Below are 23,280 nucleotides of genomic sequence, written 5' to 3'. Positions count from 1 at the left end.
GAACCTAGAAGAGCCAAAGGGGGAATAAATAATCAGTCTTTAATAACCGGATTTATTTTCAGCATATCCCTAACACCCTTAAAAACCGACACCCCACACCCACGAAAAGCTTTTTCAGCAGACCCTACTTGGTGCTGTGTATAGAGAAGTTGCGAATTGTTAACCTTAGCTTTGCTAGGAAAATAAAATGTGATATTGTGACCCCAAGGCCGTGAAAAATGGCCCAGTTTTCAGTTTTTTTAAACATCAGGTCGCCACATTCTACAGCTATTTTCGCTCAAAAAAAAACGATTTTCTAGGCATTTCCATGACTTATCTTGTTGAACATCCTTCTACAACCTTTTATTCCTATACCGATACGGGGGTCGATCCCCTGAAAACCGCCCACGGAGTTTATATCACGGTTCACGGACATTTTTACCAACCACCGCGAGAAAATCCCTATCTAGACAGAATTGAACGGCAACCGAGCGCCCATCCCTTCCATAATTGGAATGAACGCATCCATCACGAGTGTTATCGTGCCAATGCTTTTGCACGCATTTACAATGACCGGGGGGAAGTAATCAAAATAGTCAATAACTACGAATATCTCAGCTTTAACATCGGGGCCACCCTAATGTCATGGATGCAATACCATGATCCCGAAGTTTATCAACGCATCCTGACAGCAGACCAAAAAAGTTGTCAACGCTTAAACGGTCATGGTAACGCCATCGCCCAGGTCTATAATCATATCATTCTGCCCCTAGCCAACAAACAGGACAAATACACCCAAATTCGCTGGGGAAAAGCCGATTTTCAGCATCGTTTCGGCCGTGATCCCGAAGGAATGTGGTTAGCGGAAACAGCCATTGATTTAGCCACAGTGACAGCTTTAATCGATGAAGGGATTAAATTCACCATTTTAGCCCCTTCCCAGGCCCTGCGCTGTCGTCCTTTCCCTAGCGACCATGATCCCCATCCCCAATGGCACGCGGTGGCCGGAGGTCAAATCGATCCCACCCGTCCCTATCGCTGTTACATCCCCGATGGTCGTTATTTGGATATTTTCTTCTACGATGGCCCAATTTCTCGCGATATGGGCTTTAATGATGTCCTAGCCAGCAGTGATTTTCTCGTCGGTCGTCTGGGACAGGCAATTAAAGGGGATCATCGTCCCTCCCAGTTAATCAGCGTCGCTACCGATGGGGAAACCTTCGGCCACCACAAACAGGGGACAGAGAAGTGTCTTAGCTATGCTTTTACGGAATCTTTCCCTAAAAACGGCTGGACAGTCACCAATTTTGCCCATTATCTCAGTATTTGCCCCCCCACTTGGGAAGTGGAATTAAAACCCGTGACCGCATGGAGTTGTGTCCATGGCGTAAATCGTTGGCAGGATGACTGTGGTTGCGGGGGAGGGGGAAATTACCAGCAAAAATGGCGTAAACCCCTACGGGAGTCCCTAAATTGGCTCAGAGATGAGTTGATTAAGGTTTATGAGATTCAGGGACAGGAATTTTTCCGGGATCCTTGGCAGACAAGGGATGACTACATTGCCGTTATTTTAGATCGCTCCCCAGACGCGATCGAACATTTCCTCGCTTTGCATCAAAGTCGCAACCTGAGTAAAAGCGAGAAAATCGATGCTTTGCGTTTATTAGAAATGCAAAGACAGGCTTTATTAATGTTTACCAGTTGTGGCTGGTTTTTTGAGGAAATTTCTCGACCTGAAGGCACGCAAATTTTGAGATATGCTGGCCGGGCCCTGGAATTAGCTGGAGAAGTAGCTGGAATTCAATTAGAAATGAATTTCCTCAGTCGTCTAGCTTTCGCCCCCAGTAACGTTAAGTTATATCAAGATGGGGCTGATGTCTATCGACAATTGGTCACTTCTGCGCGGGTGGATTTGGAACAGGTGGCGGCCCATTACGCTATTAGTTCCCTATTTACCGATTATCCCAGTCATCATCGGATTTATTGTTACAATGCCCGTCAATTAGATTATCAAAAACAAGCGATCGGGTCTTTAACTTTAGCGGTGGGACAGGTGGAATTAACCTCGGAAATTACCCAAGAAAGTGAACATTTTGTCTTTGCTGTTCTACATTTAGGAGGTTGGGATTTTTACTGCTGCATTCAACCTTTTAACGGTCGGTTAATCTATACCAATCTTAAGGACCATCTCTTTGAATCTTTACAACAGGCCAGTGTCTCAACCATGATCGTAGAAATGGGGCGCGGATTGGGAGAAAACTTTTTTGCTTTACCCCATCTTTTTGCCGATGAAAGACACCGGATTATGCAGAAGGTGACAGCCGAAACTAAAAAACGTCTCGATCAATTATACACCCAAGTTTATCGGGATAATTACGGCATTTTAGCGGCTTTCCAACGGGATGATCTGCCCGTACCTCAAGAGTTACAGGTAGCGGCCGATATTGCCATTTCTCACCGTTGTTTACAGGTGATTAATGCCCTAGAAAAAGATTTTGAGCAGCGGCAAGCGACGGAAAATAATCTCGATCAATTATTGGCTATTGCTAAGGAAGCCAATCATTTACACTGTCAATTAAATATTCCCGAAGCGCGTCAAACCTTAGAAAGTTTGCTCTGGCAATCTCTTGGGAAATTATTACACGATGGCGATCCTTTAACTGCGGAGGAGGATACTCGCCTAATCACCCGTTTAATTGAAGTTAGCCAACAATTAAACCTAGGATTATCCCTTGATCGCTCTCAGGAATTATACTATTATTATTTCCACGAGCGTCTAGTTCCTAATTCTTTGCAGTCCAATTCCATAGATGCTGCCTGTCCCTGGCCGATGACTCAATTAAAATGGTTATTACTATTAGGACAGGTGTTAAAAGTTGATGTGAGTATTTGGCTGTAAAATCAGTCAAAGGGTGGGCAATGCTCACCCTTTGATTATTGGGTAGGTTAGGCGATGATTGCCCCGAAACTCAGGTTAACCCAGAGACTAAACCCTTAGATTTATAATGGATCATAAGTCTCTCATCGAAGGTTTACATGACTATCACGCCGATTTATACCGCCTCAGCCAGCACAGTAACCCAGTATCCCGATGCTTTTGGGCGTTTTGGACGCTACGGGGGCAAATACGTCCCAGAAACCCTGATGCCAGCCTTAAGTGAACTAGAAACGGCCTATAATCAGTATAAGGACGACCCCGATTTTCAAGAAGAATTAAATCAACTGCTCAAGGATTACGTCGGCAGACCTAGTCCCTTATATTTTGCCGAACGTCTCACCGCCCATTATGCCAAAGCTGACGGTACTGGGGCGCAAATTTACCTAAAACGGGAAGATTTAAACCATACCGGGGCCCACAAGATTAATAACGCCCTTGGTCAGGTTTTATTAGCCAAACGCATGGGTAAAAAGCGAATTATCGCCGAAACTGGAGCAGGACAGCACGGCGTGGCCACCGCTACGGTTTGCGCTCGTTTTGGTCTAGAATGCGTGATTTATATGGGAATTCACGACATGGAACGCCAAGAACTCAATGTTTTCCGCATGAGACTGCTTGGCGCGACGGTGCAACCCGTGGCCGCCGGGACGGGAACCCTGAAAGATGCCACCTCGGAAGCGATTCGCGACTGGGTAACTAATGTGGAAACCACTCACTACATCCTCGGTTCTGTGGCCGGTCCCCATCCCTATCCGATGATGGTGCGCGATTTTCATGCGGTTATCGGTCAAGAAACCCGTCAGCAAAGTCTGGAAAAATGGGGCGGTTTACCGGATATTCTCCTCGCTTGTGTGGGCGGTGGTTCTAATGCTATGGGTTTATTTCATGAGTTTGTTAAAGAAGCTGGCGTGCGTTTAATTGGTGTGGAGGCCGCCGGGGAAAGTATCGCTTCTGGAAAACACGCCGCCACCCTAACCCAAGGTCAACCGGGGGTTCTACATGGGGCCATGAGTTATTTATTACAAGATAACGAAGGTCAAGTTATCGAGGCTCACTCCATTAGTGCGGGGTTAGATTATCCCGGAGTCGGGCCAGAACATAGCTTTTTAAAAGATAGTGGTCGCGCTGAATATTACAGTGTCACGGACAAGGAAGCATTAGAAGCTTTTCAACGAGTTTCCCGTTTAGAAGGGATTATTCCGGCCCTAGAAACTGCCCACGCTTTAGCTTATTTAGAAACTCTTTGTCCGCAAGTAACCGGTAGTCCTCACATTGTTATTAATTTCTCTGGACGGGGTGATAAAGATGTGCAATCGGTGGCTAAATATTTATCGATGAATGGTTAACCTTTAGCCTTTTCAGTGAGCATTTATCAGATTTTAGTATTAAGTGATCCCCCCCTGGCCCCCTTAATAAGGGGGGGCTGACCTACTTATTAAATGACGGTTTCTTGCTGTTTTTTTACTTTTGACCGATTACTATTTACTGAGCAATAAAAATGCTACCCACTCCCCATCTTCTCACTGATAACTGCTTACTGTTTACTGATAACTGATCAATCAGAGGGATAAGCTATTGTGCATCTAAATTTGATATTCGTTTTGAACCGTTGCCCTGACTAACCCGGAAATTCGCCAACAAAGGGGGAAAAATGCCAGGGATTTAGTCTTAAATCAATACAGTTGGTCAGCGATCGCTGGCCAGCTGCTAACCGTCTATGAAAATCTAGCCTGCGCTATCGATCGTCCCCTGTTCGATCGAAGTCACAGACAGATGAAGATTTAGGCCATCAGGATAATCAGCACTAAAAACGCCAGTAGGGTTAAACCTGATTGCAGAAAGACGGGAAGTGCAAAAGAATTCATAACAGTAGCTCACTTTTCTAGGGATGGCTCTATTCCCAATATACGCTTTCATCTCCGCTAATTCCTCATATTTTTGGCTGCAATGTCATCATCCCATCATTTATTGATCCCAGGAGGAGAATTTGAGCTAAATTCTCGGCTAAGACCTATTTTAACCACCTATCCTGAGATTAGCTGCATCTCCCCCCCCTTGCCCCCCCGACGTCGGGGGGGCAAGGGGAGGTTCTTGCCTCATCATTTAAACTGGGTAGGGAGCATTTTAATACAAATGTACGGAACTTGGTCACTCCCCACCCTGTTAACTTAAGTTTCAGCGTCGTGATTATAATTAGGGAGTGATAGACAATTCTTAGGCAATAGGATCACATCAGTGTTGATAAATCATCTTTTCTTCGGCGCTTTCCTACCCCTTGATACTCTCCTGTCCACCCAGGGGATTATGGTTATGCTTCTGGCCGCTTATGCTTTAGCCATGTGGATGTTTCTAACTAGCGCCCCAAAAGTTCATACAATCATGGTGACAGATTTGGAGACAGCCCGACAATTTTATGAAGGACTTTTAAATTTACCCACGGCCGATGTCCCCCTCCATTACTATTACAATTATGAGCAGACGATGGGCAATAATATGATTGACCCATTTTATATGTCTAGTAATCCGGCTGTGACTACTGCCAACCCTTCTTTGGGAGATCAACCCCAGGGTTTATGGTATCAGTTAAAGAAAAATACTCAACTGCACATCGTTGCTGGGGCAACCGCGGGTTATAAGGATCGTCATCGTCACGTTTGTTTTGATCACGATTGTTTAGAACAAATTCTCATGCGGGTGGAATCACGACGCTTAAAGTATAAAGTTCGTCGCAATAAACCTTTAAATTTTTTGGTCAAAGATAATGCTGATCGCGTAATTGAAATGGCCGAAGTCTCGAATTAGTTAACAGTAATTAGATTGGGGGCAACCATAACGGTAAATGACTAAACTTATGAATGATCAACTGCTCACAATCATTTTAATTTCTTTAGGGGTAGGTATTGGTTTGGCCATTCTACTCCTAATTTTAGTCAAGTTAAGACGCCGCAACCAACAGGTAAATAGTATTGTCGATTATCACTCTCTCATCGGTTTAATCGCAGTTGTTCACATCCCCTTCGATAAAAATAGCAAGGGGAAAGTGCGAGTTAATGTCGGGGATAGTCTGATCGATGTAGTAGCGATAACGGAAGGGCAAGAACAATTTAATGTCGGTGATCAAGCATTTATTCTCAGTTGCCGAGACAATAAAGTTTTAGTCATTGCGGAAAAGTATATCAGGGGCGATTTTTAATTTCTTCTAGACCAAAGGGTAACTAACTATGAATAGTCAAAATAATTCCTATCTTATCCAAATCAATCCCAATCAATACGACAACAATAATAACACTGCTGGCAATTTATTATTGAATAGTGTTCCCATTGCTTTATTGATATTTCTGGGGATCGGTGCGATTTGGTTTATCAATTCTTTTTTGTGTATTTGTAAACCCAATGAAGTAGTCATCCTGAGTGGGATGAAACGCCGATCAAGAGATAGACAAGATGCGGGTTATCGAGTGCTATCGGGGGGGCGGGCGATTCGTATTCCAATTTTAGAAACCGTTAAACGCATGGATGTCACCACAACCCCGATCAGAATTGAGATTAAAAATGCCTATTCTAAGGGCAACATTCCCCTGAATATAGTGGCAATTGCTAACGTGAAAGTTAGTTCTAAACCTGAAATAGTCGGCAATGCGATCGAACGTTTTTTAGATCGAGATCGAGAAGAAATTATTCGCGTAGCTAAAGAAACTTTAGAAGGAAACTTGCGGGGTGTAGTCGCAACAATGACCCCCGAACAAGTGAACGAAGATCGCCTAAAATTTGCCGAAAGTATTACCAGTAACGTCAGTCAAGACCTGTTTAAACTCGGTTTAGAAATTGATACTCTCAAAATTCAAAATGTTGCCGATGAAGTGGATTATCTTAACTCCCTCGGACGGGAAAGAATCGCTTTAGTCATGCGTGATGCTGAAATTGCCGAATCAAATGCCCTCAATGAAGCTGAACAAATAGTTGCGGAATGTGAGGAACAGGCCACCGTGGCTAAAACCCGCGATCAAATTATCATTTTAGAGCAAGAAAACGAATTGAGAAAGTTAAAGGCCAAACTGGAACAACAGGCTAAATCGGAAGAAGAAATAACTATCGCCGCCGCTAAGGAAAAACGTGCTATAGTTGAGGAAAAATTGCAACAGGTTAGGGCAGAATTGGAAAGATTACGTCTCCAAGCAGATAAAGTTTTACCCGCAGAAGCGCAGCAGGAAGCCGAAACTTTCCGCGCTAGAGGAGAAGCGGCAATTTTTGAAGAAAATGCTAAAGCTGAAGCCTTGGTTAACGAATTATTTGCAGAAGTTTGGCAAAACACTGGCAGCGAAGCAGAGGCAATTTTCTTGATTCAACAGTTAGAAACTATCCTAGAGGAGGCGATCAAAATTCCTAGACGATTACACCTCGAGCGAGTTAATATTGTTGATAATGGTGATGGTAAATCCCTGGCTACCCTGATCAAAGTCTATCCCGAAATCGTCAATCAATTCCTCGCCAGTGTCCATCAAACCCTCGGTATTGATGTGGTCGGAACTCTCACCAATAAAATTGATAAATAGGGTTTGCGGCAAAAAGTTTTTCGGTGGGGGTAGGGTCTGGGGTGTGGGGTTTTACCGATTTTCATCTGCTCAATTACCTAATTTTCAGGGAAAAAGTACCTGAATTTTCCCCCTGATCACTCCCAGACGAGGCACTTTTGGATTTCAAAAAGGTCTAAAAGTTTTATCCAACAAGGTTTTTAGATTTATTCAGCAAGCCCTACTTATCGTTTTATTGCTAATTATTCTGTTTGTCTTCGGCCAATGAAAAGAGCGATCGGCGGCTAGAGTATTTCTTTGATCATGGCAACTATAACCCCCCGCACCCCAGAAAAGCCCATCCCTTCGCCGCTCTCTTGGCAGATCCCCCTCAATCCCCAATCGAGTAATCAATAGCTAGATAAAGCATAATAAATATAAATAACAAAAACCTTGACAAAATCGGGGGGGGGTAAGATTTGGGCAGATTTTAAACAAATTCAAGTCAGAATATGTCCCTAAAAAAATCCTTCAACAAACCTCTAACCGTCGCCCTCGCCACGGTAGCCACCGCCACCCTCGCACCGGTTGCCAGCGCCGCAATCTTTAACTTCTCCTTCAGTAACGTGGAAAGCCCAGTCTCCGGAACCGTACAGGGGACGCTCACCCTACCAGACGGAGATGGAACAAATTTGGCCGCCACTTCGGTCATCGTGACTTCCGCTCCCGCCGCTCTGGGCTACACACTCCCCTTTGATGTTCTGGCGAATTTTACTGGTGTACTCGGTAATAGTTTTACGGTCAGTGGCGGGGAGATTACCGCGAGTTCATTTTTCGCTGCGGATGGTTTCGGAGGGTTGAGCAACGTTTTGACTCTAAATTTCGATACCGGCAGCTACGGGAATCTATTCAATCTCCCAGGAGTAGGACCATTCAGTGGTGTCGTCGATCTCAATAGTACAACCCTAACCTACTCTCCTGTTCCTGTTCCCGAACCGGCGACGGTTCTCGGTTTACTCTCCGTTGCGGGGGTGGGTTTATTGTGCAAAGGCCGGAAACTGGAAGGGTAATTTTGACCGACTGATCCCCCTGCCCTCCTTATCAAGGTGGGGTTGACTCATAGTAGGGTTGATTCATAGTAGGGTTGATTCATAGTAGGGTTGATTCATAGTAGGGTTGATTCATAGTAGGGTTGATTCATGAATCAACCCTACTTATCAAGGGGGGTGTCTGACAACTTTTAACACCTACCTACTTAACTGTTCAATTAATCCGACAACTTTAGCCTTAATTTCATCGCGAACTCGGCGAAAAGTTTCCATGGGTTGACCATCGGGATCATCAATTAACCAATCCTCGAAAATTTCCTGTAAAACCCATCCTTCCGGCAGATTGACACCGCAACCACATAGGGAGATAACGGCATCGTAATCTTCGGGATTAAAATCCCTAATTGATTTGGAAGTTTGGTCAGTAATATCGATACCAATTTCCCCCATAACTTCGATTGCTCCGGGGTGGACTTTGGCCGCTTCCAATCCAGAACTGGTGACAGCAATTTTACCCGCACCTAAAGTTTTAGCAAAACCTTCGGCGATTTGGGAGCGACAGGAATTTTTTCTACAGGCAAACATGACTTTTTTCATGATTTTAACTCCTAGAAATTGATTTAATTAATAGCTTTATGGGCAATTGTGGCTATTTCTTGGGCGGCTTTTTCCTTCCTTTCACTATAGCGATCGGTCAGATAATCTACCTGATCTCGCAGGAGAATGGTAAACTTATAAAGTTCCTCCATCACATCAATAACTCGATCTCGATAGGGGGAATCTTTCATCGTGCCATCCTCGTTAAACTCCTGATAAGCTTTAGCCACCGAAGATTGATTAGGAATAGTAAACATTCGCATCCAACGACCAAGAATTCGCAGAGTGTTAACTGCGTTAAAAGATTGGGAACCTCCGCTTACTTGCATGACTGCTAAAGTGCGTCCTTGGGTAGGTCTAACCGCACCAATACTTAAGGGAATCCAATCAATTTGGTTTTTGATAATGCCGCTAATATTGCCGTGAAGTTCAGGAGATGACCAGACTTGACCCTCAGACCATTGACTTAATTCTCGTAATTCTTGCACCTTGGCATGAGTATCGGGAACACTGCCATAAATCGGCAATTCACGAGGATCAAAAAAGCGCACTTCTGCCCCATATTCAGTGATAATTCTGGCCGCTTCTTCTGCTAATAAACGACTGTAGGAACGTTCCCGTAAAGAGCCATACAGAAAAAGAATTCTCGGTTTGTGAGTCGATTGGATCATGGTGAATAATTATTTGTAAGAACTCAAGCAACGAGGATCAAGAAGGGTGGCTTTTTCTGGGTCTCTGGGAAACCAAAAGGCGGTTTTTTTACAGAATTCTACCAACATTAACATCACAGGTACTTCAATCAATACTCCCACTACTGTCGCTAAAGCAGCCCCCGAATTCAATCCGAATAACATCACCGCAGTGGCGATCGCTACCTCAAAATGATTACTAGCACCAATTAAAGCAGCGGGAGCCGCATCTTCGTAAACTAAATTGAGTTTGAGAGCGGCCACATAACTAAGTAAAAAAATCAGATTAGTTTGAATAAAGAGGGGAATAGCAATCAGGAAAATATGCAGGGGATTACTAACAATTAAATCGCCTTTGAAAGCAAAGAGGAGGATTAAGGTTAACAATAAAGCAGTGATTGCCACAGGACTGAGATAGTGAAGAAAACGCGATTCAAACCAGGCGCGTCCTTTATGTTTAAAAATCCAGTGACGGCTATAGATACCAGCAATAAGCGGTAAACCAACGTAGATTAACACAGAAAAAACAATGGTCTGCCAGGGGACTACAAAATTATTAGCTGCCAGTAACCATTTACCTAGAGGAGCGTAGAGAAAAAGCATCGCTAGGGAATTGACTGCTACCATAATTAGGGTATGACCCTGGTTACTGTAGGAAAGATAGCCCCACATCAAGACCATGGCCGTACAGGGAGCAATTCCTAGTAAAATAGCTCCAGCAGTGTAGGAACTAGCTAAACTTACCGTCTGTCCTCGGATAATCTCCGTTTGACTCAACCAAGGCAGAAACAGCCAGCCGAGAAAAAATTGAGCCAGCGCCACCATGGTAAAGGGTTTGATCAGCCAATTAACCACTAAAGTTAAAATAACTGGTTTGGGAGTACGGGCAGCCCGGAGAGCCTGAGAAAAGTCGATCTTAACCATGATCGGATACATCATGAAGAAAAGACAGATGGCGATCGGAATAGAAACGTTATAGATACTCATGGCATCTAAAGTCCGCGCTACGTCCGGAAATGACCGACCGAGGGCAATTCCCGCCAAAATACAGAAAATAACCCAAAGGGTAAGGTATTTTTCAAAAATACTAAGGCTACCGCCAGCTTTGGCGGCTTTAGGATTGATTTGATTAGTCATCGCACAAAGGTGGAAAGGGAATAATGGGAGATTGGGTAATCCACCTTTATTATTTCAAAAAAAGTTGATATGTCAAGAGGAAAAGCTAGTTATAAAGCTTTAATATTTCTAAAAATCTTGATTGGTTACTGATTTTCCTCGCAGAAACGAGCGGGGACGAGGGAACTAAAACGACGATATTCCGATAGATATTCTTCTAGGAGAAGAAATTGAGATAGATTTAGGCTGTAGTAGATCCAACGACCCTCTTGACGACTGCGGACTAAATTGGCTTCTTTTAGCGTTTTTAGGTGAAAAGATAATTTAGATTGGGCGATATCGAGATGATCGCGCAATTCACAGACGCATAATTCCTGATGTCGCAACAGTTGCAAAATTTGCAGCCGTAGGGGATCCGAGAGTGCCTGAAAACCAGTATAAATCTGGGTTAACGAGTCGGGAGATGTGGTCAGAGAGTTGAACATTGAGATAGTCCCTCGGTGGGAAGGAAATAGGAAAGCGGGAAAATTCAGAATTGCAACAAAACTTTATGTATTTTTGTATCGAATCAGGAAAACCAGCGAATCATCCCCTGTATGATAGACAATGGTTTTGACCAGAGACAATGGTTTTGACCAGATTAGCCTTTTAAATCATTGTAAACAGGTTAGGAGACATCATGGAATTATTTGCGGCTCTCAATTTAGAACCCATTTTTCAACTCACCTTCGTGGCGCTAATCATGTTAGCTGGCCCCTTTGTCATTTTCCTACTAGCTTTTCGTGGTGGCGACCTATAAAAATCGCCTCCCCCCCATTGTTATTCGTGCTTTTTTTGACTTCTCTCCTCTTTAGGGAGAGATTTTTTGTCTAAAAGTCAGTCATCAGTCATCAGTTATCAGTTATCAGTCATCAGTTATCAGATGTGAGTTTTCAGTTATCATGCTGAATCTGGTTATTAAAAACTGATTATTTATTCCCCCTCGTGCATGAGTGCCTCTCCTTATATGTAGCCTATACTGTATGAATCAGTGTTATATTGGTAGCCAGGATGTGGGAAAAAGGCAAAGAAACGGTACAGACAATGAAGTTTATTCACTGGAAAAAGCAGCAGTTATTGATGATTTTTGTCCTAGGGCTGGCAATTTCAGTCGCGTGGGGGACAATTTTGCCTGTTTTTACTCAAAAGCTTCCTGCACCTAATCCCTGTAACCAACTTAGGGGAGATATTCAAAATCGGGCAAAACAAGATGCAAAAGCTGACCAGTGGAATTTTTTCAATACTGATAAAAAGAAAAAGACAATTGGTGATATTTTAAATTTGTATAAAGAGGTAAATTCTCAAGCTTCTTGTTTTCCACAGGATGAATTATGGGATATCTATGAACAACAATATGATAGTAATAAATATCCTGCCTGGATACCTGTGCTTGTTATTCTTGTTTTGGGTGGTATTTTGGGGACTGTTATTAGTGATACCTTAAAAAAATGGCTCAATCAGTCTTTAGATGCGATTAGTAAATGGATTTATAAAACCTTTGCTGGAACACCATTATTTGAAAATATTGCTCTTAAAAAGTATCGACAAGCATTAATTGATAAATATCAAAAACTTAATATACCTTTTCGTCCTCATCGTCCCCTAGAAATGCGGGAGATTTATGTTTCTTTAAAAGCTTTTAAAGCGAGCGATCGCTCTTTGATTGAAGCAGAAAATGCGGTGCAAAAATACCGCCGCTTAGTGGTTAAAGGTGCGCCTGGTTCGGGGAAGTCCATGTTATTAAAATATCTAGCACTTTCCTATTCAGAAGGACGATTCAAAAATTTATCGGATCGTCCCGTGCCAATTTTACTAGAATTGAACCGCCTTAATGAGGCTAATTTGACAGTAGAAAAGTTAGAACAACATTTAGTAGAAGTTTGCGATCGCCATAATTTTCCCAAAGCTAATCGTTTCATCTCTCAAGGTTTAAAAGACGGACGTTTGCTGCTGCTTTTAGATGGGTTAGATGAGGTTAGTAGTGGCGTTCGCTCTTCTGTTGTTCGGTGTCTTAAGGACTTTTTAGAATTAGAAAAGTATAAAAAATGTCGAGTAATTATTACCTGTCGGACGGCTGTTTATCATAATGAGTTTGTCGATAATACCGAGGAAACTTTAGAGATTGACGAATTTAGTGACCAACAAATGCGCCGCTTTTTGCAAGCGTGGAAGTCGGAAATGCCGCCAGAGAAATCAGTAGAACAATTGATTCAAACCTTGCGAGCTAGACCAAAAATTATGGCACTGGCGCGGAATCCCCTACTGTTAACAATCATCGCCTATCTTTATACTGATACTCCCTTCGTTTTACCTCATTCGCGGGCCGAATTTTACACTAAAGCTACTGATGTTTTATTAGAATTGCGCGATCAAGAAAGAAATATTGATAATCAATATAGGGGTGTCAACAAGCGGCGAGTTCTGCAACATTTAGCACTCTATGCTCAGAATAGTGCTAATCGACAACAGCAAGATCGCCGCAGTCTTCTTGATTCCGAAGTATGGGAACAAGTTAAACAAGTCTTACCTTCATTAAATCTAGAGGCTAAAGATGCTAATTCTATCGTTGATGAAATCGTCAAACGCAGTGGATTATTGCTTCGCATTGATGGCGGACAGCGTTATTATTTTCCTCATCTCACTCTACAAGAATATTTCGTAGCAGCAGCTTTAACAAACAGACAAGATGAATTAATTCAAAAATGGCAAAATGCTCCTAGCGACTGGCTAGAAATTGTTAAGTTATGGTGTGGATTGCCAGACAACAGTAGTACGGATTTAATTGCGGCGGTATATCAACAAGATGCACTGACAGCATTTGAATGTTTAGCAGATGCTCAAGAAGTAACACCAGAAGTTGCTCAGGAGATTATAGATTATTTTAAAACACAATTGAGAACCGATGAATCAATTTGTAGTGCTTTTGGCTCAGTCGCGGCTGATTTTCGTCCTAGAGGGAAAGCATTATTTGATTTTTTAGTTGCTAGTTTAGATAATTCAGCCAGCCAAAAAGCAGCGGCTCAAGCCTTATCCGCCACTAATTTACCTCAAGCAGTAGAAAAATTAGTTATTTACTATGATCCCAATCAACCCCATTTTATAGAAGTGCGAGAAGCGTTAATCAGAATGGGAGGTTTAGCAGTCAATCAACTAGAATCTTTAGCTCGAAAAGGCTCTATAGAAGCAATGGATGATCTAGTTAAAATTGCCATACCAGAAGCGGCTGAGGCACTTGCAAGATTGCAGGAAGATCCGAACTTAAGCGGAAAAGTAAGTTTTCGACTTGCAGCACTGTTGAAGGAGTTAGAAGATAGTCAAGCTGAACGCAATCGCACTCTATCATGAAGGAAAACTAATGCTATTCAGATTCATTCGCCGACTAAAAAATCGAGCCGTCAAACAAAAGCGCCAGCCACAAGAGGTAATCGAAACGGACTTAAATTGGATTTGGCAACCTTTTGAAAATTCAAGCAATTTTCAGTTCTCTGCTACTGTCAAGAAAGTTGCTGCTGCAATTATTGAAAGCTCTGCTGATGATATTCCTAAAATCACTTTTGAAGTCGATCCTCGGTTAGTCATTCCTTTATGTGCGATTCAGTTACAAGATGAAATTAATCTGACTCAATTAAGTTCTTTAAAAAATGAATTGGAATCAGTTACAGTTGAAAATTTAGACAATAAAATAGAGTTTGTTGATCGAGTTTTAAGTAAAATCACTCCAAAGCAGCGTTGGTTATATTTATTTAATAGTCTGACACCTGAATTAAAATTTGCCTTACTGTTTCGCTTAATCAACTACCGCCTACCCACAAGAAACGACTGGCGCAATCTTTTTGAAAAGATAGAATATCAGTTTAAAAAAGGCCGAGAATATCTAATTGTTTTAACTGTTGTCTTCTTGCTTTCTCTTGCATCTGTAATTGAAATATTCGCTATCATGTACAGTCAGCCAAAAAGTTGGGTTAATGGCTTGATGGCAATCACAATTGTTGTTGTCTTGTCTTTTTTAATAGTTTTATGGCAAAAATTTAAGGCCAAAGAAGAAAAATCAGAGCTATCAGAGCCAACTTTATTGATGCAATTGAGCTTACTGGGACCCTGGACGTTTTGCCGAGAATGGTATCGACTACTCAGAAAAAACCTAGTTTGGGAAGGAATAACAGCTTTGTATGAGGCTGTGGTTGGGGCTGGGGCTGTGGCTTGGGTTGTGGCTCGGAATGGGGGTTGGGCTTTGACTTGGGCTTTGGCTGGGGTTGGGGCTGTGGCTGTGGTTTGGGCTGGGGCTGTGGTTTGGGCTGGGGCTGTGGCTGGGGCTGTGGCTGGGGTTGTGGCTGTGGCTTGGGCTGTGACTGTGACTGTGGCTGTGGCTGTGGCTGCGGCTGGGGCTGGGGATGTGGGTGTGCCTGTGGGTGTGCCTGTGGCTGCGGCTGTGAGTGTGCCTGCGATTTTGGCTGTGACTGGGGATGTGGCTGTGGCTGTGGCTTGCGCTGTGGCTGGGGCTGGGGTTGCGGCTATTGGCTATGGTTTGGGAATTTGGTATCTGGCTAAAGAAAAAACAGATTTAGGATGGGTGCGATTCTTGTCGATATTAGCTTTTCCCTGGTTTTGTTGGTTTCCCATTGTATTTGGGTTTACCTCTTTTGCTCTGTATCATCGCCTATCTTGGGAATGGCGATCAATATCCCTATTTTGGCTAGTTATCTTCGGATTTTGTACTGTCCTTTGGGTGCGAGGTAAAGAATTAGAAGAAAAAGCCCGCAACCCCCTCAGAGGCGTTTTAGATGGGCAGTAATAGTCGCCCAAACAGTAATAAACTTGACGATGTTATAGAAATTCTTCTACTGTTGAGATACAGTGAACAGTAAACAATGAAATGATAACTGATAAGGGACTTGCGCTTTGATAATGTACCTTTTGGGCGAACGCAGTTCGCCCCTACATTGTGGGCAAAATCCGTTACTGTAGGGGCGCAAAGCTTGCGCCCTCCGATCGATTGGGATATTATTCCCACGCAAGTCCCTAAGCTGTTCGTAATTTAAATTGCTTGTTGAGACGAGGCAAAAGGCAAGAGGCTTCGGCCGTGAGCTCAGCCGAACGGCAAAAGGCAACAGTAAAGGGATTGGGGGAGGTTCGGCTAATCTAAGAATAAGCGGTTTAAATGCGTCTTAGCTTAACTGTTTACTGTTTACTGAAAAGCCCCCATTGCCACTTCCCCACTTCCCCACTTCCCCACTTCCCAATTCATCATTTATAATTCATAATTCACAATTCCCACTCCCCCTCTCCTAACAATCGACTGCTAAGATCGAACAGAGCGATCGATCTCTCGCTCCCACGATACCTGATAAAACTATCTATGATCATTAAAAATAACCCCCATTATCGGGCTGTAATCGGCTTCTGGGTGGCTTTCCTTGTGTTTTGGAGTTTTGGGAGTTTCTCACCCCTTCTTGCCCAAGCGAAAGAGGAACCAGCCGATGTACAATCGATTACCCCCTACCTTAAGCAATTTCAACAAAAAATTACCGAATTTCGCCTCGATAACGGACTAAAATTTATTATCCTAGAAAATCGCGATGCCCCAGTTATTTCCTTTGTCACCTATGCGGATGTGGGAGGTGCCGATGAACCGGACGGTAAAACAGGAGTTGCTCACTTTTTGGAACATTTAGCCTTTAAAGGCACAAAAACCATCGGTACTACCGATTATCTTAGCGAGAAAAAAGTCCTCGATCGCCTTGAAGCTATAGACAAAGAACTGCAAGCGGCCAAAAAAGCAGGTAAAAGCGCAGAAGTGGCTAAATTAACGGAAGAATTTCAACAAGCGAAGGCAGAGTCCGAGAAATTCGTCCAACGCAACGAATACGGGCAAATCGTCGAAACTCAGGGGGGAGTCGGTTTAAATGCCACCACTTCCAGCGATGCAACTAGCTATTTTTACAGTTTCCCGTCGAATAAATTGGAATTATGGATGTCTTTGGAATCGGAACGATTTTTAGAACCGGTCTTCCAACGGGAATTTTACAAAGAAAAAGACGTAATTCTAGAAGAAAGACGGATGCGGACGGATAATAGCCCCTTGGGTCTATTAATCGAAGCTTTTCTCGATCAAGCTTATACTGTCCATCCCTACAAACGTCCCGTTATCGGCTACGATCGAGATATTCGCAATCTGGAACCCTCAGATATCCAAAACTTTTTCGATAAATTTTATCCTGCCAGTAATTTAACCATAGCTATCGCCGGGGATGTGGACCCAGAACAGGTCAAACAGTTAGCTAAGGTTTATTTTGGTCGTTTTCCCGCTAAACCAAAACCCCCCCAGGTGACGGTAGTGGAACCGGAGCAAACCAAAACCAAGGAAATTACCCTAAAATTAGACTCGCAGCCTTGGTATTTAGAAGGATACCATCGTCCCGCCCTCAATCATCCCGATCATGCGGTTTACGAGGTTATTGCCACTTTAATGAGTGAAGGAAGAACTTCGCGACTGTATAAAGCTTTAGTGGAGGACAAACAACTTGCCCTCGCTGCCCAGGGATTTAACGGCTTTCCGGGGGATAAATACCCGAATTTGCTGTTATTCTATGCTCTCAGCGCTCCTAATGTCAGCCTGGAGGAAGTAGCGCAGGGTTTAAATTTGGAGTTGGAAAGATTGAAAAATGAACCGGTTTCGGAACAGGAATTAGAACGGGTTAAAAATCAACTACGGGCAGCCCTATTAAGAGGTCTTGATTCTAACATGGGCATGGCGCGATCCTTGATTGAATACGAGGTAAAAACCGGCGATTGGCGTAATTTATTCGCCCAATTAGATGCTTATAATGCTGTCACGGCAGCTGATATTCAACGAGTGGCTAAAGAGACTTTTACCCCCGGAAATCGCACTATTGGCCGAATTTTACCGAAATAGATAGATGGGGAAATGGGGAAAGTGGGGAAAGTGGGGAAAGTGGGGAAAGTGGGGGAATTTCAACTAAAACCCCATCACCCCCCGCAACGCGCACGCAGTGACCACCCCAACATCCTAACACCCCAACACGCTAAAACCCTAAAACCCTAAAACCCCAACACCCTAACACCCCAACACCCCAACACCCTAAAACCCTAAAACCTAAAACCTAACACCCAAAACCTCAAATAAATATAATCATGAAAAAACGCTTACAATGGCTAGGTTTAATCCTGCTCACCCTGATAGGTGTCCTAGCTTTTCGTTCCCCGGCAATTGCCCAAACCCCGCGACATTTTACCGATTTAACTTTTCCTCCTCTTCCTGAAGTGACAGTTCCCCAATACGAGCGCTATCAACTAGATAATGGTATGGTGGTTTATTTAGTGGAGGATCGGAGCTTACCTTTAGTGAGTGGTACGGCGATGATTCGGACGGGAGGAAGATTAGAACCGGGGGAAAAAGTCGGATTAGCCGATATTACTGGAACCGTGCTGCGTAGTGGTGGCACGGCAAACCATCCTTCTAATGTCTTAAATCAATTATTAGAACAAAGAGCAGCCCTCGTAGAAACCTCGATCGATCTTAACGCTGGAACTGCTAGTTTTAGCGCCCTTAGTGAAGATTTAGAAGCAGTTTTTAATCTCTTTGCTGAGGTTTTGCGTTCCCCAGCTTTTGAAAGTCAGAGGGTGGAATTAGCTAAAGTTCAGGAAAAAGGAGCGATTGCTCGACGTAATGATGATCCCAGTGATATTGCTAGTCGGGAGTTTAAAAAGCTAGTCTATGGTGATAGTAGCCCCTACGCTCGTACTGTAGAATATAGCACTTTAGCTAATATTGACCGTCAGGATTTAATCGATTTTTATCGTACCTATGTCCGTCCCGACCAAATAATTTTAGGAATTGTCGGTGATTTTGATTCTCAGTCGATGAAAGCATTAATCAATAAGACTTTTGGTGATTGGAAAAATCCCGCCACTGCCACTAAAATTGTCACCCCTTCGGCAACCCAAAAAAATCTTCAAGGTGTCTTTGTCGTCAATCAACCCCAATTAACCCAGAGTAGCGTTTTATTAGGTCATCTTGGTGGTCGTTTGGATAGTCCCGACTATCCCGCTTTAACGGTATTAAATGAGATTTTAAGCGGTTTTGGTGGTCGTTTATTTAATGAAGTACGTTCCCGTCAAGGATTAGCTTATTCTGTCTATGGTATCTGGAATAGTCGTTATGATTATCCCGGTTTATTTATTGCGGGAGGTCAAACTCGCACCGATGCCACCGTACCTTTTATTAAGGCAATTTTAGGCGAAATCGAGCGCCTTCGCAATCAACCCGTTACCGCAAAAGAATTGGCAGATGCTAAAAATGCTATTCTCAATTCTTTTGTTTTTAAGTTTGAGAAACCTGCTCAAAATTTATCGCGATTGATGACCTATGAATACTATGGTTATCCCCAAGATTTTATCTTCCGTTATCAACAAGCGGTAAAAGGGGTGACAATTGCCGATATTCAACGAGTGGCCCAACAATATCTACAACCGAATCAAATTGTGACTCTAGTAGTGGGTAATGAACAGGAAATTCAACCTCCTTTATCCAGTTTGGGAACTACGGTTAAAACTGTTGATGTCACCATTACACAACTATAAATAAATCTAGGTTGGATGGAGCTAAACTAGGTGAAATCCAACCTAGAAAAATTAGATAAATATAGCACGAGATATGACTTTACAACTCACAATCAATTATCCTGAAAATTTACCCGACTTTCTTCAAAAAACCCGCGAGGAATTCGAGAGAGAAGCAACCTGGGCTATGGTAGTAAAACTCTTTGAGATGAAACGTATTTCGTCCGGTATGGCTGCCAATTTATTAGGAGTGGATAGGGTTAATTTTTTATTGAGATTGACCGATTTTGGCGTAGGGATGATTGACTTAACAGAAGAAGAACTATTATCAGACTTTGAAAATGCCTAAAACTGAAGGTGACGTATTGCTAAATTACAGCCCTTCTCATAAAAAAAAGTCTAACCTAATTTGGTATTGACTCCTGACTGCTGACGACCGACTCCCCAAAACGAAAACTTCCTATCTCACCATTGAGATAACTGCTGTAACTATTTTGAGATAACTAAGGCTATCATTGAGGAAAGTTACTGTTGAGACTCCTGATTAGTTTATTAATTTTTGTGTTAAGTAGCTAGACAATTAAACCCTTTAGAGATAGGGTGATCGTAGCTGAGTTTGCTATTATATAGTTTTGTAAATAAATATCAAACTCAAGGGTTTTTGAAGATGGTATGTCGCTAAACTGAAAGTATAAAGTACAGAGGTAAAAATACTTATGATGCTACTACAAGATGTTGCGAGAACCTCTAGAGAACAAGCATTAATTCTGTGGTTTGAAGAAGTAGACAGCAAAGATGTGGGATTAGTCGGTGGGAAAAACTCCTCCTTAGGCGAAATGATCCAACAATTAACCCCGAAAGGGATTAATGTACCCACAGGATTCGCCACCACCGCTTACGCTTACCGTCACTTTGTCGAAAAAGCCGGACTAGACGCACAATTAAGACAAATTTTCCAAGATTTAGACGAAAATGATGTGCAGAACTTGCAAGAAAAAGGTAAACAAGCGCGCACATTAATCCTCAATACACCGTTCCCCGATGATTTAAGTCATGCGATCGCTATTGCCTATCGCCGACTCTGTGAACGTTATGGCGATGATCTCTATCATTCCATTGATGTGGCCGTTCGATCGAGCGCCACTGCCGAAGACTTACCAGAAGCGAGTTTTGCTGGACAACAGGAAACCTACCTCAACGTGCAAGGGGTGAGGGGAGTTTTAGAAGCTTGCCATAAATGTTTTGCCTCTTTATTCACCGATCGCGCTATTTCCTACCGTCATCATAACGGTTTCGATCACTTTTCCGTCGCCCTTTCCGTCGGTGTCCAAAAAATGGTGCGTTCAGATCTAGCCACCTCCGGGGTGATGTTTTCCATCGATACGGAAACAGGGTTCAAAAATGCCACTTTAATCACCGCAGCCTACGGTTTAGGGGAAAATGTCGTGCAAGGTGCCGTTAACCCCGACGAATATCTGGTTTTTAAACCCACTCTTAAAAACGGCTACAAACCCATCCTCGACAAACGCCTCGGCAGTAAAGCCATCAAGATGATCTACGATGATGGAGGATCGCGTCTAACCAAGAATATCCGAGTTAACAAGCTAGAACAGGATCAATTCTGCATTAGCGACCAAGAAATCCTCACTTTAGCCCGTTGGACGACCCAAATCGAGGAACATTACTCGCAAGTACGCGGAACCTACACCCCCATGGATATCGAATGGGCAAAAGATGGGATCACGGGAGAACTGTTTATCGTTCAGGCTCGCCCAGAAACCGTACAATCACAAAAAGCAGCTAATATCCTTAAATCCTACGAAATTAAAGAAAGAAGTCAAGTTTTAGCGGTGGGACGGAGTGTAGGTGCGGCAATCGGTCAAGGAAAAGCCAGAGTCATCCTCAGTGTAGATAAAATCAACAACTTTAAACCGGGAGAAGTTCTCGTCACCAATCGCACGGATCCCGACTGGGAACCGATTATGAAACAAGCAAGCGCGATCGTTACTAATCAGGGTGGTCGTACTTGCCATGCCGCTATTATCGCGCGAGAAATGGGCATTCCGGCGATCGTGGGTTGCAATAATGCCACGGAAACGATTAAAACTGGTCAGGAAGTCACAGTTTGCTGTGCTGAAGGGGATGAGGGGAAAGTTTACCTCGGATTGCTACCCTTTGAAATTATTGAAACTCCCCTGGACAATTTGCCCCAAACTCGGACAAAAATCCTGATGAATATCGGTAATCCCGAAAAAGCCTTCGCTTTTGCCGATATTCCTGCCCAAGGAGTTGGTTTAGCACGTCTAGAGTTTATTATCGCTAACCATATTCAGGCCCACCCCAGCGCCTTGCTGAAATTCCACGAACTGGAAGAAGGGGACGTAAAAGACCAAATCGCCGAATTAACCAAACACTACGAGGATAAACCCCAATTTTTCGTCGATAAATTGGCCCGGGGAATTGCCATGATTGCAGCCGCATTCTACCCCAAAGATGTAATTGTGCGGATGTCCGATTTTAAATCCAATGAATACGCTAATTTATTGGGTGGCAAACCCTTTGAACCCAAGGAAGAAAACCCGATGATCGGTTGGCGCGGCGCTTCCCGTTATACTGATCCTAATTATCGCGAGGCTTTTGCTTTGGAATGTCGGGCGCTGAAAATGGTCCGGGAAGAAATGGGATTAACTAATGTGATTCCGATGATTCCTTTCTGTCGTACCCCCGAAGAAGGGATGAGAGTCCTCGAAGAAATGGCGAAAAATGGTCTCGAACGCGGGGTTAATGGTTTGCAAGTTTATGTGATGTGTGAGTTACCAAGTAATGTAATTCTTGCCGACCAATTTGCTCAGGTGTTTGACGGATTTTCGATCGGTTCTAATGATTTGACCCAATTAACCTTAGGATTAGATCGGGATTCTGCCCTGGTTGCCCATCTTTTTGATGAACGGAATGAGGGAGTTAAACGCATGGTGAAAATGGCCATTGAAACCGCTAAAGCCCAAAATCGCAAAATCGGTATCTGTGGTCAAGCTCCCAGTGATTATCCCGAATTTGCTCAATTTTTAGTGGAATTAGGCATCGATTCTATCAGTCTTAATCCTGATTCTGTCCTCAAGACTTTATTGATGGTGGCAGCAGTGGAGCAAGGACAATAGTTTAGTGATAAAGGTGGGACTTGCCCACCTTTTTTTATCTTAGTATGTTGACAATATTAATCGAGTCTATTTAATTGCTAATTATTATATATAGCGTTTCCTGTTCGCAAGAGGTACATTATCGATGTTGAAAAGCTTAATCAGCAAAGGTTTAACTGTGCCTCACAGGTGTGAGAAACGTTATATCATCAGTTTAATCATAGAAATGGTAAGGGAGGTTGAAAACCCTCGATAAATGGCTTTTGTATAATAACTTTTTTGGGATAATTGGGAGAAAAATTAACCTCTTGTGGAACTTTATCAATTAATTTTTGATCTACGGTATCAAAATAATCAAGCTTCATCCTAATCGCTGTAGCGAGATGTAGTGCATCAAAGGGTTGTAGTTTATAACTCCTAATCAGATAACGATTGATTTCCGATGTCTCTCGTTCAAATCCTACTAACTTTATCCATTCATTAGAAAATAGGTTGTTAATAATATTTTCCTGCTCTAAATCAGATAAATCTCGTTTCGCTTTTAGAGATTTAATATAAACAACTTCAGCCATGGTAAAAGCCGATGTATAGAGTTCAATATATCCCTGTTCTGCTGCCAGTAAAATATTCGGCTCTTCTAGGTTC

At 43.0% G+C, this 23,280-nt stretch carries 18 protein-coding genes and 1 pseudogene; 14 read left to right on the top strand and 5 right to left on the bottom strand.

From position 1 onward, the window contains the following. Positions 1-307 precede the first annotated feature (307 nt). The 7 genes and pseudogenes from MICAI_RS06120 (at position 308) to MICAI_RS06090 (ending at position 8,498) form a co-directional block, all read left to right on the top strand. On the top strand, positions 308-2,878 hold the full coding sequence (locus tag MICAI_RS06120) for a DUF3536 domain-containing protein (RefSeq protein ID WP_008199243.1): 2,571 nt from the start codon (positions 308-310) through the stop codon (positions 2,876-2,878). A gap of 137 nt (positions 2,879-3,015) precedes the next feature. Continuing rightward, on the top strand, positions 3,016-4,263 hold the full coding sequence (gene trpB / locus MICAI_RS06115; RefSeq protein ID WP_008199242.1) for a tryptophan synthase subunit beta: 1,248 nt from the start codon (positions 3,016-3,018) through the stop codon (positions 4,261-4,263). A 265-nt stretch (positions 4,264-4,528) separates the two neighbouring features. Beyond that, positions 4,529-4,702 (top strand): annotated as a pseudogene (locus MICAI_RS27770) (glycosyltransferase); the annotation flags it as partial. Between the two features lie 450 nt (positions 4,703-5,152). Further along, complete coding sequence (locus MICAI_RS06105; RefSeq protein ID WP_002784990.1) at positions 5,153-5,719, top strand: hypothetical protein; 567 nt, start codon at positions 5,153-5,155, stop codon at positions 5,717-5,719. 49 nt (positions 5,720-5,768) lie between these two features. Next, entirely contained in the window at positions 5,769-6,110 is a 342-nt protein-coding gene (locus tag MICAI_RS06100) for a hypothetical protein (protein ID WP_039899684.1), read from the top strand. Between the two features lie 28 nt (positions 6,111-6,138). Continuing rightward, positions 6,139-7,470 (top strand): flotillin family protein, encoded by a 1,332-nt coding sequence (locus tag MICAI_RS06095; protein ID WP_008199235.1) that lies wholly within the window; start codon positions 6,139-6,141, stop codon positions 7,468-7,470. A gap of 470 nt (positions 7,471-7,940) precedes the next feature. Then, positions 7,941-8,498, top strand: coding sequence for a PEP-CTERM sorting domain-containing protein (locus MICAI_RS06090; RefSeq protein WP_008199233.1), 558 nt, complete (start codon positions 7,941-7,943; stop codon positions 8,496-8,498). A gap of 177 nt (positions 8,499-8,675) precedes the next feature. On the opposite strand, the gene arsC is transcribed toward MICAI_RS06090, so the two are convergent. From arsC to MICAI_RS06070, 4 genes are all read right to left on the bottom strand, one after another. Beyond that, the gene (arsC, locus tag MICAI_RS06085) at positions 8,676-9,074 is read right to left on the bottom strand and encodes an arsenate reductase, glutathione/glutaredoxin type (RefSeq protein ID WP_008199231.1); all 399 of its coding nucleotides are present in this window, start codon (positions 9,072-9,074) and stop codon (positions 8,676-8,678) included. 23 nt (positions 9,075-9,097) lie between these two features. Next, positions 9,098-9,745 (bottom strand): arsenical resistance protein ArsH, encoded by a 648-nt coding sequence (gene arsH / locus MICAI_RS06080; RefSeq protein WP_008199229.1) that lies wholly within the window; start codon positions 9,743-9,745, stop codon positions 9,098-9,100. 9 nt (positions 9,746-9,754) lie between these two features. Further along, on the bottom strand, positions 9,755-10,900 hold the full coding sequence (gene arsB, locus MICAI_RS06075; protein WP_002737294.1) for an ACR3 family arsenite efflux transporter: 1,146 nt from the start codon (positions 10,898-10,900) through the stop codon (positions 9,755-9,757). A gap of 125 nt (positions 10,901-11,025) precedes the next feature. Next, positions 11,026-11,364 (bottom strand): ArsR/SmtB family transcription factor, encoded by a 339-nt coding sequence (locus tag MICAI_RS06070; protein ID WP_002780506.1) that lies wholly within the window; start codon positions 11,362-11,364, stop codon positions 11,026-11,028. Positions 11,365-11,558: 194 nt separating this feature from the next. Between MICAI_RS06070 and psb30 the strand changes: the two genes are divergently transcribed. The 7 genes from psb30 (at position 11,559) to ppsA (ending at position 22,656) form a co-directional block, all read left to right on the top strand. After that, entirely contained in the window at positions 11,559-11,678 is a 120-nt protein-coding gene (psb30, locus tag MICAI_RS23285; protein WP_002736367.1) for a photosystem II reaction center protein Ycf12/Psb30, read from the top strand. Positions 11,679-11,929: 251 nt separating this feature from the next. Beyond that, on the top strand, positions 11,930-14,263 hold the full coding sequence (locus MICAI_RS06065; RefSeq protein WP_008199222.1) for an NACHT domain-containing protein: 2,334 nt from the start codon (positions 11,930-11,932) through the stop codon (positions 14,261-14,263). Between the two features lie 10 nt (positions 14,264-14,273). Next, positions 14,274-15,710 (top strand): hypothetical protein, encoded by a 1,437-nt coding sequence (locus tag MICAI_RS24895; RefSeq protein WP_008199220.1) that lies wholly within the window; start codon positions 14,274-14,276, stop codon positions 15,708-15,710. A 564-nt stretch (positions 15,711-16,274) separates the two neighbouring features. After that, entirely contained in the window at positions 16,275-17,831 is a 1,557-nt protein-coding gene (locus MICAI_RS06055) for a M16 family metallopeptidase (RefSeq protein WP_008199218.1), read from the top strand. 239 nt (positions 17,832-18,070) lie between these two features. Then, positions 18,071-19,519, top strand: coding sequence for a M16 family metallopeptidase (locus MICAI_RS06050; protein ID WP_008199217.1), 1,449 nt, complete (start codon positions 18,071-18,073; stop codon positions 19,517-19,519). Between the two features lie 73 nt (positions 19,520-19,592). Then, complete coding sequence (locus MICAI_RS06045; protein ID WP_008199215.1) at positions 19,593-19,847, top strand: UPF0175 family protein; 255 nt, start codon at positions 19,593-19,595, stop codon at positions 19,845-19,847. Positions 19,848-20,214: 367 nt separating this feature from the next. Beyond that, complete coding sequence (gene ppsA, locus MICAI_RS06040) at positions 20,215-22,656, top strand: phosphoenolpyruvate synthase (protein ID WP_008199212.1); 2,442 nt, start codon at positions 20,215-20,217, stop codon at positions 22,654-22,656. A 197-nt stretch (positions 22,657-22,853) separates the two neighbouring features. Here ppsA and MICAI_RS06035 read toward each other — a convergent pair. Next, on the bottom strand, positions 22,854-23,280 hold a 427-nt coding region (locus tag MICAI_RS06035), incomplete at its 5' end, for a type II toxin-antitoxin system VapC family toxin (RefSeq protein ID WP_039899681.1).

The organism is Microcystis sp. T1-4, assembly GCF_000297435.1.
Lineage (GTDB): Bacteria > Cyanobacteriota > Cyanobacteriia > Cyanobacteriales > Microcystaceae > Microcystis.
Note: the sequence above shows the minus strand (reverse complement) of the source record. Positions and strands in the feature narration are given on the sequence as shown.